General features: G+C 64.6%; 10 protein-coding genes and 2 pseudogenes. 1 reads left to right on the forward strand and 11 read right to left on the reverse strand.

All coding sequences use genetic code 11. The features are described 5' to 3' along the window. Positions 1–106: 106 nt before the first annotated feature. Positions 107–676, forward strand: a complete 570-nt coding sequence (locus tag ACDP63_RS09180) for an adenylate kinase (protein WP_409927940.1) — start codon at positions 107–109, stop codon at positions 674–676. Here the strand turns inward: ACDP63_RS09180 and ACDP63_RS09185 are convergent. From ACDP63_RS09185 to ACDP63_RS09235, 11 genes and pseudogenes are all read right to left on the reverse strand, one after another. Beyond that, positions 651–1127 carry a CopG family transcriptional regulator gene (locus ACDP63_RS09185; RefSeq protein WP_111576231.1) on the reverse strand — a complete coding sequence of 159 codons (477 nt, stop codon included), beginning with the start codon at positions 1125–1127 and terminating at the stop codon, positions 651–653. The two genes, ACDP63_RS09180 and ACDP63_RS09185, sit on opposite strands and share 26 nt — an antisense overlap. A 9-nt stretch (positions 1128–1136) precedes the next feature. Next, positions 1137–3128, reverse strand: coding sequence for a conjugal transfer protein TraG (locus ACDP63_RS09190; protein ID WP_409927941.1), 1992 nt, complete (start codon positions 3126–3128; stop codon positions 1137–1139). A gap of 159 nt (positions 3129–3287) precedes the next feature. After that, the gene (locus tag ACDP63_RS09195) at positions 3288–4247 is read right to left on the reverse strand and encodes a LysR family transcriptional regulator (RefSeq protein ID WP_409927942.1); all 960 of its coding nucleotides are present in this window, start codon (positions 4245–4247) and stop codon (positions 3288–3290) included. Positions 4248–4372: 125 nt separating this feature from the next. Further along, entirely contained in the window at positions 4373–4915 is a 543-nt protein-coding gene (locus ACDP63_RS09200) for an invasion associated locus B family protein (protein WP_409927943.1), read from the reverse strand. A 1-nt stretch (position 4916) separates the two neighbouring features. Next, on the reverse strand, positions 4917–6263 hold the full coding sequence (locus tag ACDP63_RS09205; RefSeq protein ID WP_409928004.1) for an autotransporter outer membrane beta-barrel domain-containing protein: 1347 nt from the start codon (positions 6261–6263) through the stop codon (positions 4917–4919). 43 nt (positions 6264–6306) lie between these two features. Next, positions 6307–7614, reverse strand: a pseudogene (locus ACDP63_RS09210) (hypothetical protein); the annotation flags it as partial. Positions 7615–7730: 116 nt separating this feature from the next. Further along, positions 7731–8690: a helix-turn-helix transcriptional regulator gene (locus ACDP63_RS09215; RefSeq protein ID WP_409927944.1), complete on the reverse strand. Its 960-nt coding sequence runs from the start codon at positions 8688–8690 to the stop codon at positions 7731–7733. 60 nt (positions 8691–8750) lie between these two features. Further along, on the reverse strand, positions 8751–10094 hold the full coding sequence (locus ACDP63_RS09220; RefSeq protein WP_409927945.1) for an MFS transporter: 1344 nt from the start codon (positions 10092–10094) through the stop codon (positions 8751–8753). A 297-nt stretch (positions 10095–10391) separates the two neighbouring features. Continuing rightward, entirely contained in the window at positions 10392–11624 is a 1233-nt protein-coding gene (locus ACDP63_RS09225) for a DUF3363 domain-containing protein (protein ID WP_409928005.1), read from the reverse strand. Positions 11625–11792: 168 nt separating this feature from the next. Then, positions 11793–12446 (reverse strand): annotated as a pseudogene (locus ACDP63_RS09230) (relaxase/mobilization nuclease domain-containing protein); the annotation flags it as partial. Positions 12447–12759: 313 nt separating this feature from the next. After that, positions 12760–13683, reverse strand: coding sequence for a lytic transglycosylase domain-containing protein (locus ACDP63_RS09235; RefSeq protein ID WP_390886998.1), 924 nt, complete (start codon positions 13681–13683; stop codon positions 12760–12762). Positions 13684–13685 lie beyond the last annotated feature (2 nt).

The following is a 13685-nucleotide window of genomic DNA, read 5'->3' on the forward strand; positions in this document are numbered from 1 at the left end:
CGGGATACGGTGATCGACGGCAAAAAGGACAGGTTCGGCCCGGAATTATTGAGCAGGTCAAACTGCATAGATATGAGGACAGGAAACGATGACGGGATCGCACCGAATGAACATCAGCCCGAAAATATACATAATGGGGGCGTCCTGTTCGGGCGTCTCGACACTCGGTGCGGTATTGTCAGAGTGGACTGGCACACCGCATATAGATGTCGACGATTTCTACTGGATGCCGACCGATCCGCCGTTCAGTATCAAGCGCCCACCCGGGGAGCGCGTGCGGCTGATCGCCGAACGGCAAAAAGCGTCTGACGGATGGATTTTGACCGGCTCCTTTATGGGATGGGGAGACGCCCTGATCCATGACATCGACCTGATCGTCTTCCTTTACACTCCTGCAGCCATCAGGTTGCAACGGCTCGACCAGCGCGAGGCGGCGCGCCACGGGAATCGCATCCTCCCTGGCGGCGATATGCATGAAGCGCATCTGGCCTTCCGGGAATGGGCATCGGGCTATGATGATCCGCAGTTCTCCGGACGGAGCCTTGCCCAGCATGAACGCTGGCTCGGTCAGCAATCGGTTCCGGTTCTCAGGCTGAAAGGCGAGAGGCCGACGGATGAGCTGGCGGCTGCGGTAGTCCGCGAGATCCAGCTCATTGCCCAGAGGGCTGGACGTTAGCCGGGTTCAATTGCGGTTCTGACGCCGGGGCTTTGGATTCTTCGCCGGGGACATCCCGAGACAATTCCCTGAGGAACCTGTCGCCCGCCGCCAGCCGTCGGCCGAGCGTCTGCATGAAGCCCTCGAACCGCTCGGTACCCTTGGCACGCGCTGACTGTCGCGCGCTTTCCGGCAAAGGCGGTGTAACCGTCATCCAGTAATGGATAAAGAGCGCCAGGGTCTCGCCGAGGATGGCGACATCGATATCGAGCGCGTCGATCTGGCGGCTGATCCTGTCCAGGCGGCGGGACATGGCCGCTTCCAGATGCTCGGCGGTATCACCAGAGAGAAAAGAGGCAACAGCAGCCTCAATGACGGCGGATTGCGACACCCTGCGGCGCAGAGACAGCGCCTTGACCCGCCCGAGCAGTTCCGGGTCGAAATAGACATTCATGCGAGTGCGTTTCGCCATGGCGCTGCCTCAAAGTTCAATTCCGTCATCTGGGTTCATGGCAACCTGCCGCGCCACCATCCGCATGCGCTGGCGCATTGCCCGGGCTTTCGCCGTATCAATATCCGGCTCGTCGTCGAGCAGTTCGAATGCCTGTGCGGGTGCTGCCTGCGGAGGAAGTATTTCCTCATGGTCCGGCAATTCCGGCTCGCGGCGGATGCCGGCATTGGTGGGATCGCCGCCTGAGCTATCCGCGAGTTTCGCGGCGGACTGGTGCACTGGCGCGACAATGCGGCTCGTCCAGTCATCTGTTGGCGTAGAGAGTGCGTCTCTCGACGCCATGGCCAGATCGGGCGGCGGCAGGATGCGCTCCATGAGCCGCGCATCTTCGAAATACCGCGCCTTCCTCGCGCGGATCGGCGGCGTTCCTGCGACCATGACGATTTCGTCGGTGGGTGGAAGCTGCATGATCTCGCCCGGCGTGAGCAGCGGCCGGGCCGTCTCCTGCCGCGACACCATCAAATGCCCGAGCCATGGGGCCAATCTGTGCCCGGCATAGTTGGTTGAATCCCGCAGTTCGGTCGCGGTGCCGAGCGCGTCGCTCACCCGCCTGGCGGTGCGCTCGTCATTGGTGGCAAAGCTGACACGGACATGACAATTGTCGAGGATCGCGTTGTTCGGCCCGTAGGCGCGCTCGATCTGGTTGAGGCTCTGGGCGATCAGGAAGGATTTGAGGCCGTAGCCCGCCATGAAGGCCAGTGCGGACTCGAAAAAATCCAGTCTGCCGAGCGCTGGAAACTCGTCCAGCATCAGCAGCAACCGGTGACGCTTGCCGGAGGTGGTTAATTCCTCCGTCAACCGCCTGCCGATCTGGTTGAGGATCAGGCGGATGAGCGGCTTGGTGCGGTTGATGTCGGACGGCGGCACGACAAGGTAGAGCGTTACCGGCTCCCTGTTCCCGACCAGATCGGCAATGCGCCAGTCGCAGCGCGAGGTGACACGCGCCACGACAGGATCGCGGTAAAGACCCAGGAACGACATGGCGGTGGACAACACACCGCTGCGCTCGTTTTCGCTTTTGTTCAGCAATTCGCGGGCCGACGACGCGATGACGGGATGAACGCCAGCCTCGCCGAGATGCGGAGTGTCCATCATCGCGCGCAAGGTCGCCTCGACCGGGCGGCGCGGGTCGGAGAGAAAATTGGCGACGCCCGCCAGCGTCTTGTCCTTCTCCGCATAGAGAACATGCAGGATCGCGCCGACCAGAAGCGAATGGCTGGTCTTTTCCCAATGGTTTCGCTTGTCGAGACTGCCTTCGGGATCGACCAGAATATCCGCGATGTTCTGCACGTCGCGGACTTCCCATTCCCCTTGCCGGACCTCCAGCAGCGGGTTGTAGGCCGACGATCTGGCGTTGGTCGGATCGAACAGCATCACCCGGCCATGCTTCGCACGGAAACCCGCTGTCAGCGTCCAGTTTTCCCCTTTTATGTCGTGGACGATGGCGGACGCCGGCCATGTCAGCAGCGTCGGCACCACCAGCCCGACACCCTTGCCGCTGCGCGTTGGGGCGAAGCATAGGACATGCTCGGGACCATCATGGCGCAGATACTCTCTGTCGTAGCGTCCGAGCACCACGCCATCGGGGCCAAGCAGTCCGGCCGCACGGATCTCCCGGTCCTCTGCCCATCGCGCCGAACCGTAGGTGGCGACGTTGCGCGCTTCCCGCGCCCGGATGATCGACATGAGGATGGCGGCGGCGATGGCGAGGAAGCCGCCCGATACCGCGATGATGCCGCCCTCGACGAAGATCGTGGGCGCATAGGCATCGAACGAGAACCACCACCAGAAGAAGGCGGGCGGGTAATAGACCGGCAGGTCCGCCAGCTCGAACCACGGCGCTCCAAGCTGCGGCTGGAAGCCGAGGCGGAACGCCGTCCATTGCGTCGCTCCCCACACCATCACCAGAACGATGGTGAAGACGACGGCGATTTGCCCCCAAAGGATTCTGCCTCCGCGCATACAGGCTCCAGTCGAAAGAGAGACGGAGCCGTTCAGAGAATGGGCGTTTTCGCGGGAGGCAACAGCAAAGACGCTGCCGGAGGGCCACCGGATACTATCGGCGGCAAATAGGACGGGTTGCTGCGGCACGGTTCCCGCACCGGAGCGCGCCGAGCCGAATCAGCTTGGAGGGCTTGCCCGTCCCAATGCTTGAGCGAGGCCAAGCAGGTTCTGGAGCGCGGGATTGTGGTTGCGCGGGGACCAGACGGCCATGAAGGCGATGGATTCAGGCTCGTCCACAATCGGGCGGAAGGCGACGCCTGGCGGGGCCGTCGCCACGTTTTCCTCGACCATGAACGAAAGGCCATGCCCCTTGGCGATCATCGACAGCAGAGCGCTGCGGCCAATATCGAAGCGACGAATGGTCGGAACGGGCCACCGTCCGGCGGTGCGGACCAATATCAGGTCGTGAACCTGCGGGCCGGTTCCCGCCTCGCGCACGATGAAGGTTTCGCGCGCCAGGTCTTTCCATTCGATATGCTCGTGGGCTGCGAGCGGATGGGACGCGGGCATGACCGCCATGAGACGGTCGTGCCAGATCACGCGGGAATTGAGGTCGGGAATTTCATGCGAGCGCGCCATGAAGGCAATATCGAGCCGATCCTCCCGGACCTGTAGCTGTGCGTCCCGAGCGGTGCTTTCGGTGATCTCCAGGGCGACGTGTTCGTGGCGCTCACGAAAATGCTCCAAGAGCGTGTCGAGGAAGCCGCCGGCGACAAGAGCATAGACGCCGATGCGCAAGACGCCTTGTTCGCCGCGCGCGTGCATGCCGGCCGTCGTCACGGCGCGGTCGAGGATTCGCATGGCCTGCTCGACTTCCGCCACGAAACGGCGGCCCGCCTCGGTCAGCCGGACGCCGCGCGTGTTGCGCTCGAACAGCATGATGCCAAGGTCGGCTTCAAGCACCTTGATACGCTCGCTGACGCTGGACTGGCTGACGCCCAGCACCAAGGCCGCCTGACGGAAGCTCAGATATTGGGCGACGGCCAGCGTCTGGCGCAGGGAGACGAGAGGGATTCTGGTGCCAAGGAGATTCCCGGTTTCGGAAATCTCGAATCTCAGGTTGGATGCACGCCTCATCGACTGCACCCTGTTCAGCGGTCGGGCGGGGAACCCCGGTGCAAGGTCCAGCTTGGTTCAGGCGCAGCAAATCGCGCGGTTCGTTCCTTCACGATGATGGATTCCTTTGGTCGGCGGTCAGGCGATCAAGACCCGCCGAGTTCCGCCGCGCGCGTCAGCGCGGAGGTGAAGCCGGAAAGGGAGATCGAGAAATTGACCTCCTGACCGCTATCGTTCGCGGCCGCCTTGACCTTGAGCGCCGTGCCGGCCCGCATCGCGGTCACCGCGTCCGCGTTGAACGTCAGCGGGACAAGGCATCCGGCCGGAAGGCAGGTCGAGAAGCGGAGCGGCGGCAGAAACTCCCCTTCATCAATGGACAGCACCGCGCCTTGATCGAGATTGAGGCCGAATGGTAGCACCAGCGTCCCGCTGGCCGCCTGTCCGTTCTCGGTCGCCGAAAGCTCGACGGCGAGGACGCGCTGCCGATTTTCGTTGCTCAGCTGCGTTTGCGAGATGACGCAGCGCACCGCGCCTTCCGGCACGGTGCAAGTTACCCGCCAGTCGCCATGCGTTTCGTTGAGCGAGGTTGCGCCGCCGGGCAGGCCCTGCGCAACGGAGGGACCGACGCCGCCCAGGAGAAGGGCGGCGGCGAGGATCAGGGAAGTCGGTATCTTGAAAGCATGCTGCACGTTAGAACCTGACATTGAGGCCAAGGGAGGCCGAGTGATTGGACTGATCGCCCGAGAACAGGCCGTCGTAGCGGGCGCGGATCGTCATGTCGTCGGACACGGCCCAGGACAAGCCTCCGCCGATACGCAGCCGGTCGGCTGCGGCGGCCGGGCCACGGATTTCAAACGGGGTGCCGCCGACGAAGCTGTTCATGGTGTCCGGCACGACGTCGGCAAAGGCATGCTCCCACACCGCCCGGCCTTCCAGCGTCAGCTTGCCATGCTCGGTCAGGACCGTGTGCGTCAGCGCAAGGCCGATACCCGTATCGAAGCGCGTCCAGCTCTCCGAACCGGAGGACAGATTGAACACGCCGGCTCCTCGCTCGGTGAAACCGCCGTGACCGGACCAGCCGGCGTCGAGCGTGAACAGCGGCGCGAGCTTGGTGCTGTCCGACAGGTCGAAGGCGTAAGCAGCTTCGCCCGACAGGCCGACGGTGTGCGCCCAATAGTCGGCGGTCGCCGTCTCGTTGATCGTGCCGAAGACGATGCCGCGTTCGGTCGAGACGCGGTTGGCGCCATAGGACAGGGCGCCCGCGACGGTCCAAGGCCCATCGTTCCATGCGCCGTAAGCGCCGAGATAGATGCCATCGCCGTCGAAGGTCGAGCGCCGGTCGGGAATGGAGCCGTGGCTGCGAATGTAACCAAAGCCGAAGCCGCCGACCGCATTGCCCGATCCCATGTCGATCACGCCTTCATAGCCGCCGGCGAGACCCGCGTTCCACCATTCGAGGCGGGCGGCGTTGCCGTCGCTGTCGATGCGACCGTAAGCGCCGAGCGGAGCGGCCCATGCGCCGCGCACGCGGGCATCGGCATAGTCGCCGGCTGGGGCGGATGCGACATTCGCACCGAAGTTGCCCGCGCCGATCCCGGCGATGCCCTGATAGCGCAGGGTGCGGTTGAACAGCGCGAAGGTCTGGTCGATGACGTGCTGGCCGGAAGCGTGAACCTCGCCCGACATGGCGTCGAGGGCCGCATCCGCCTCGGCTGTGCTCAGATGCAACACGGAATCATAGGCAAGATGTCCCGCCCCGAGATCCTCGACGGCGTTCGCCGTCGAACACTGGTTGAAGGTCATGCCCGGCCGGCAGAACGAGGCGACCTGATGGCTGGTCAGGTAATAGTTCTGCCCGTCCGTATTGCCGGTGAAGTCGAGGAAGGCGAAGTCGTCGGTGATGGTCGGATCGGCATCCACCGTCAGGTTGCCGGCCGCGCCGGTTTGAATGACGGTATAGGTGGTTCCCGGCGTGTAGGTGCTGCCGGTGTCGGTGCCGTTCTCGGGCGTGACGAGGATGGTGACGCCGCTTTCGATGGTCCCGGTGGCTGCCGATGACGCCGCGGGCGCTTTGCACGCTGCCGCCCGCCGCTATGGTCAACTGGCCGTGATTGCCCAGTTCGACCGCATCGCCCACCACCCATTCCGAGCCGGCGCCCGTTACCGTCGCAACCCCCGGCGTTCCATAGGCTTGGTTGCCGGCACCCATCCAGCCTTGTGCGCTCTCGACCAGAGCGCCGCCGCTTATCAGCAACTCCCCGCCGCCACTGCCCTGATAGCCGACATGGAGAATGCCATCGAGGCTGAGATGCGAGCGGTCGCCAGTGCCGGCGTCTATTCCCAATACCTCGACCCGCCCGAAGCCCGCGCCCGAACCGATCCGCAGCGATTGACTGGAAGGGCTGTCTTGTTCGACAACGCCGCCATTCGAAATAACGAGTTCACCACGGCCAACTGCTCCAACCGAGATTATATCCCCGACTTCCCAGCGAGACCCCGCGCCCGTCACGGTGACCGTGCCACGCGCGTCGGCATGGCTAACACCGACCGCTCCCCTGTTGCTGGTGACGACACCGCCATCGGCGATGGTCATGTCTCCGATCGCGCCGCCCTGCTGGCTGCCGCTGCCGATATTTAGGTTGCCCGCATTCTCCCAGCGCGAGCCGGCGCCCGTGACAAGGACGGTGCCCTGCGAACCATTCTGCCGTCCAACGCCGCCATGATAACCCACATAGCTTTGTCCGCTCGCGGTCACGACACCACCGGCGGATATGGTCAAGTGCCCTTCGCCACCATCGAAACCGCCGACCGTGACTCCGCTCGTCTCCCAGCGCGAGCCATTGTCGGTAACGGTCACGGTGCCCACCGATCCGCGGCTATAGCCCAGCGTTCCCCTGAAGGATTTGACATGGCCGCCATCGGAGATCGTCATCGTCCCGATGCCGGCATATCCGACCGTGATCCCCGGCTGGCCGGACTGGCCACCGCTTCCCGTCAACGTAAGGGCAGAATTTTCGCCCGTCACCGTGAGCGTGCCCCGCGAGTTCATGGTCACGCCGAGCGTGACATTGCCCGTGTTAAAGGGCGTGTTGACCTCGCCGCCATTCTGGATGGTCAACTCACATTCGCTATTGAGGCCAAGCGTGAGGTTGCTTGTCGTGTTCCACGGGCTTGCTTGAGTGCCGCCGCCGGCTCCGTCGACGACGATTGTGGTGCCGCCGTCGCACACTTCCGCCTGCGCCGGCATGGCGAGGACAAGCGGCAGCGCCGTGGTGGCCATCAGCAGCGCCGGCAGCCGCCAGTGGCGGAATGGCGCCTTGCGCCCGCTCGGGGCATTGGTAGAGACGGTGGCCGCGGGCAGCATGCCGCGTGATCGGTGCTTGGACATGGAATCTCCCGGGGTTCGAACTGATACAGGAATCGCCGAAGCTGTTGAGTATCAGGCCGTTGCGCGAGACTCTTGGGCTGAGCGCCGGGACAAAGCGGAAGGAATGGGCTTTGCCGTCACATCCCGGTGGCGCGGCGGACGTCCGAGGGGGTCATGCCGAAACGGCGGCGGAAGGCGCGGTTAAAATAGGACAGGTCGCCGAAGCCGGTCTCGAAGGCGATGACGCTGATGCCGCCATGCGCGGGCGGGGCGGCACGAAGCCGCTCATGAGCACGCTCCAGCCGGGCGGTGAGCACGAATTCGGTGAAGCTCGTGCCCGTGCCGAGGAACAGGTCCCGGATGTAGCGCGGCGAGATGCCGTGCCGGCCCGCCAACCAGTCGAGCGACAGGTCGGGCCGCCCGAGATTGGCTTCGATGTCGGCCTTGATCGCGGCCAGTCTGGCCTGACGCACACCACGCCTGCTCGCGCGTATGCCCGCATCGCGCGTCGCCCCGGCGGCCATGGCGGCAAGATCGACAAGATGGCCGGCGCAATGGGATGCCGCCTGCGGGCTCAGCGCTTCGAGATCGCCGCCGATCAGCGCCGTCGCATAGCGCGCCAGAAGGATCAGCTCAGGGCGGGGCGGGAGCTTTTCCAACGCGACGGCCCGGCCGGCATCGCTCAAGAGCGGTTCAAGTCGGGCGCGCGGGATGGCGATATCGAGAAAGGAGGAGGCCACGCCAAAGCGGTGTTCGGACGGGACGCCGTTGGTGCCGAGATAGGCATCGCCCGCGCCAAGCAGCGTTGGTTCGGCGCCATTGCGGCTTCGCGCTATGGCCCCACTCGTGACGAAGGCAAGGACGAGATTGTCCTTGCCGTCGGCGAGATGTGCGGCGGTTCGCCGCGACACGCAGGGCGAGCATGAGCCTTCCACTATGGCGATGTCATCAAGCATGCGCACGGCGGAGTCGATGACGAGGGGTTCATCGTTCAGAGGCTCGATATCGATCTGCTCGACGACCGTATACACGTCACGAAAGAAGGCGGTGCGGTCGGGTTCAGGAATATCGCGCGAGGAAAATCGTTGAAGACTCATGATTTTCCGTTTCTCTCACACACAATTCCAGTCTCCAAGACATTACCATGGACGGCCTGTTCAGACAATTGAGCGGTCTCCGGGCGCTCCGTCCATCGCCCTCTCACGGACACGGAGCAGCAGCAGCGCGCCGCATGTGATCAGCGGCACGGCTACCAGAAGGCCCGATTTCTGGTTGGAGCTGGCGGCGGTTATCAGCCCGACTAGGACGGGTCCGATGAAAGCCGCAGCCTGAGCGGAAAGGGCATAGATGCCGAAGAATTCCGCGAGGCGATCCGGCGGCGCTATACGCGCGAAGAGGGTGCGGCTCGACGCCATGACGGCACCAGCGGCCAAGCCGAAAATGGCGGCGGCAGACAGGAACGCCCATTCAGTGGCCGTCCCGAGCATTGCCGCGTCATCGGGCAAGGGCAGCGGCACGATGAGAAGTACGCGCTCGCGCTCGCAGGAGAGCATGACGAGAAACGCCACGGCCCCCATAAGGAGCGCGGCGGTCAGGGTCGCCCTGGCGCCGAACCGCCGGTCGAACAATCCACCGAAGACGGCGCCCGCCACAGCAAATGACGTGGCCAACAATCCATATATCGTCAACTCCGCCGTTCCCCAGGCGTATATCGTGGCAGCCAGGACGCCGCCGAACAGAAAGACGATGTTCATCCCGCTATAGAAAACGACACGCGCGGCGAGAAAGACGAGAACGCTGTCGACCCTGCGCGTCTCGGCCAGGCTCGAGCGCAAGCGCCGAAAGCCTTCCCGGACGACCTCGCGGCGTCCGATCCCGCGCGGCGCACGGTCGGGAACGAAAAAGAAGAACGGCAGCATGAACAGGATGAGCCAGAGGCCCGCGACCGGACCGACGATCCGGTCGGTCTCGAAGTGTTCGGCTGAAAGTCCGAAGAGGGGAGAGGCGGGGCCGAAAGCCGCGTCGACGGTTCCGGGCAGCGCGACGGCGAGCAGAATGAGGACGAGCGCGAGGATGCCGGCGAGCTGGCCCATGGCGATGCCGAACCCGGAAACCAGGCCGATGCGCGCCGACGAGGCGATGGACGGCAGCATTGCGTTGGCGAAGACGAACAGGCATTCGATGCCCACCGCCCCCATGACCACCGCGGCAAGGACGGCATGCGGCGGCGCGCCCGGCGTTGCCCACCAAAGGGCGATGCAGCCCGAGCCCGCGACCAGGGTGCAACCGAGGATCCACGGCTTGCGCGGCCCTCCGGCATCGGCGACGGCGCCCATGAACGGCCCCAGAAGCGCGATCGCAAGACCTGCGATTGCATGCGCGTAGCTCCAAAGCGCCTGGCCCGCCACCGGATCGGCAGCAACATGACTGACGAAATAAGGCGCGAACAGGAAGATGACGATCAATGAGAAATAGGGCTGGCAGGCCCATTCATGGATCACCCAAGACACCTGGGCCAACCGCGAGGCCGGTTCCTTGCTGAAATCCGTAGTGCTTAAAGTCATTCCTGCGCCCCCGTCGAAGAAAACCCTAACCCTAAAGCTGCGTTCGTCACCTCTGCCCAGGTTGAATTTGTTCAGGTTGGCTGCGTGGATGATGAACCGATCTGGCTTCGCTTGTCCAATGCTTGCGAATGAACGCGACAAGCACGGCAGGAGATATCGAGATGGCGAATGGCCATTGTTCCATGGAGGTCTATGATCCAATTGATTTTATTGTTGGTGGCTTTCGCTGAGCCTCTAAATGCTTAGCCCCCTTTGCCGGCCGAACTGCCACGAGACCGAGCCGCCCTGAACCACGCCCATGACCTCGCGGCCGTGCTGGCGGTCGATAAGCGGTCGCCACGGGACAAGGGTGAATTCATGGGATTTCTCGACCACGGCGAACTTGCCGCTCAATAGCTGCACGGTCCCGGTGAATTTGCCGCTGACGGTCTCGCCGTCCATGGCGGCACGGAACGGCAGGCCCTTGGCCTCGGCCATCTCCGCGCCGACACGAGCAACCTCGCGCTCGCGCAGCGTGGCGAGAAGATTGCGCCGATAGAAGATGCGACCGTTCTGCGCTCGGGTCGCGTCGCCCTGTTCGATATGATGCTCGCGGCGCCGGTCCATGGCCTCGCGCACCTGCTGGCCGAAGCCGGCCGGCGCAAGGTCGGCCGTCTCGCCCTGGATCAGCCGCCGGTCCAGCCAGGTCGCGCCGTCCGCGCCGATCTGCTTGTCCAGATCGAAGGTGGATAGGATGCGGACGCTGGCCTGCCGGTCGCGGCCGGCGTCATGGGCGGCAGCGCGGCTGACCAGATCATCGGGGATGCGCCATTGGTCGGCGTCGATCCGCTCGACGATCCCGGCGCGGCGTAGCGCCTCCAGACGGCGGACATGGGCATCGACATAGCCCTCAAAGTCGCCGCCGGGAACGCGGCCCTCAAACTTCGCCTGTTCCAGATGACGGCTCGGTCGATAGATGCCGTCCTCGGCGATGGCCGTGATGGCGCGGTCGGACGGCCGGGCCGTCGCCTCGGCCGGGCCGATCTGGACGACGCTGCCAATACGGGCGTCCTCCAGCCGCTCGGGCGCGATGCCGGCGACGTGGTGCGTCCGCCCGTCGATGCCGTCCACCACGACGGTCAGGTTCTCGCCCAGCTCGTCGGACAGGTGCTTGTCCACGACGCGACCGACGATGGGCGTCTCGGGCGCTCCGTCATGGATGTGGAAGCTCATGGGATCGCGTTCGCCGCCCTGCGGGCCAAGCGCCTTCTGGATGGTGCGGATGATGTCGCCGCGCTCGCCCAGCTCGCGCAGGGTCGGTTCCACGTCCTTGCTCAACTCCCACACGCCCGGCGCGTGCTCAGTCGCCAGCCCCATCTTCTCCAGCTTGGCGAGGCGGCGCAGGCGCAATGTCCGCTCGAACTGCCGCCTCGGCTCTGCCGGTTCATGACGCAGGTCGAGGAAACGGGCATCGGCTTCCTCGGCCATGGCGCGGTCGATCCGGGTGAGACGGTCCTGGTCTATCTCGGCCGACAGCTTGCAGGCCTGCTCGATCTCGGTCACGGGACCGAGTTCGAGGCTGGCAAGCTCGCTGGCGCGCTCGCGCAGGCCGTTGGCGAGGTAGTCGCCATTGATGACCAGATCCCCGCCCGTATCGTCGCGGCCGTTGACGATGACATGCACATGGGGATGGCCGGTGTTGTAGTGATTGACCGCGACCCAATCGAGTTTCGTGCCGAGGTCGGCTTCCACCTGTTTCATGAAGTCGCGGGTGTAGGCGGTGAGGTCCGATAGCTCCGCGCCGTCCTCGGGCGAGACGATGAACCTGAACTGGTGGTGGTCGTCCTTGCCGCGCTCAAGGAAGGCGTCGCCATCGGCGCGGTCCTCGGTCGCCGAATAGAGCTGGCCCCGTTCGCCGTCGCGTGACGTGCCGTCGCGCTGGACATAGCGCAGATGCGCGCGGGCGCGGCCGCCCTTCCATGCGGCCCGGATGCTGCGCTGCTTGACGATCACGCGGCGGCTGCCCGGTTGGCGATGATGCCAGTGGCCGGAGATGTTGCGGGCGCGCACGAAGCTCGCGCCCCGGCCGCGCTTCACGCCCTTGCCGCTGGCGGCGATGGTGTGAGAACGGCCCGGCGATGACGGGTGGACGGATGGCGGCGTGGAAGGGTCGCGGGCGGCGGCCGCCTGATGCTGGCGGGTGATCTTCCTGACCTGGGTGAAGAAGCTCTTGGCCTTGCCAGCCTTCGGCGTGTCGGATCGGATGCGGCCGGGCTTCGGACGGAAGCGGTTTTCGTCGTCCGTGGTCATGGGCGCGGCTCCGGCCGAAACCGACGAAAACAGGCCGATATGGGCCTATAGTGCCGCTCGAAACCCTGCAAGGTCAAGGCTTTGCGCAAAATCGCGTCACGCACAGCCGAAAACCATGGTGCCGCTCGCGATTTCCCTAAACAGTGTGCAGACAATAACAATATTCGGAAGCGGCCCGACATGGTGCCGTCTTCTTTAATCTTGCCCTCCCCCTTCTCTACCGTATTCGCCTTTCCTGTCGTCAATTCAGCCAGGCACAATCCTGCCTGTCTGGACGCCGGAACGGATTGCGCGGAGTGCGGGAACGCCGCCTTCATGGTGTTCCCCCGTCGTCCGCGCGGGCGACGAAAATGCTGCCGTCCTGCGGTTTCGTGCGAGCAGGATCGCGCACCGGAACGGTTACGCGAACGTCATCGGGTCGCGCTTCGGATGACGATGCTACGGCAGTCCGTGCGTCCGCCGAGCGCATGACGAACAGCCCGGCCTCGCGCCAGTCGGGTGGTGGCGGCGGTGCCAGCGCAGGCACTTCGGACGCGGCCGCGCCGCCGAGGATCGGCGCAAGGGTGGCGACATAGGCGCGGGTTTCTGCAGGTAATACCCGCCCGGTCGCAAGGTATTCGTCGTAACGGCCGGGACCGGCATTGTATGCCGCGAGCATCGCGGAGACATTGCCGTAGCGGTCCCACATTTCGCGCAGATAGGCCGCGCCCGCCATGATATTGTCGCGCGGATCGTAGGGATCGCGACCAAGGCCGTGACGGACACGTAGGCCCGCCCATGTGTCGGGCATCACCTGCATCAATCCCATCGCCCCGGCCGTGGACACCGCCAGCGCATGGCCGGCACTTTCGGCGTGCAGAACGGCGCAAATCCAGTCTTCGGGAATTCCGAAGCGCCGCGCCGCTTCGGCGATATAAGCGGTATAGGGCTCAATTGCGGCAGGTCGAACGATCAGTGTCGATTGTGCAACAGCAATCGCCGATCCGCTGCCAAGCGACAGCAGACCGGTTATCAAGACAACGGCATGGCGCCGCGCCGCCCGGGATATGTCGGGGGGCCAAACTGCCAGCATTCTCATCGCTGCCAAAGCCAAGATGCACGTGCCGGCGCAAAGCCGCCACTGACCTCCGCTGTGCGCGCCAACCGTCTTTCGCCTGAGCAGGACGACGGCATGAGACAACCTTTCCGCGATCAACGGGATGTGAGATTTGAGCAAGGGGATGGCGCGGAAATGCATGG

The sequence above is a fragment of the Paracoccus sp. P2 genome (genome assembly GCF_046335115.1).
Taxonomy (GTDB): domain Bacteria; phylum Pseudomonadota; class Alphaproteobacteria; order Rhodobacterales; family Rhodobacteraceae; genus Paracoccus; species Paracoccus pantotrophus.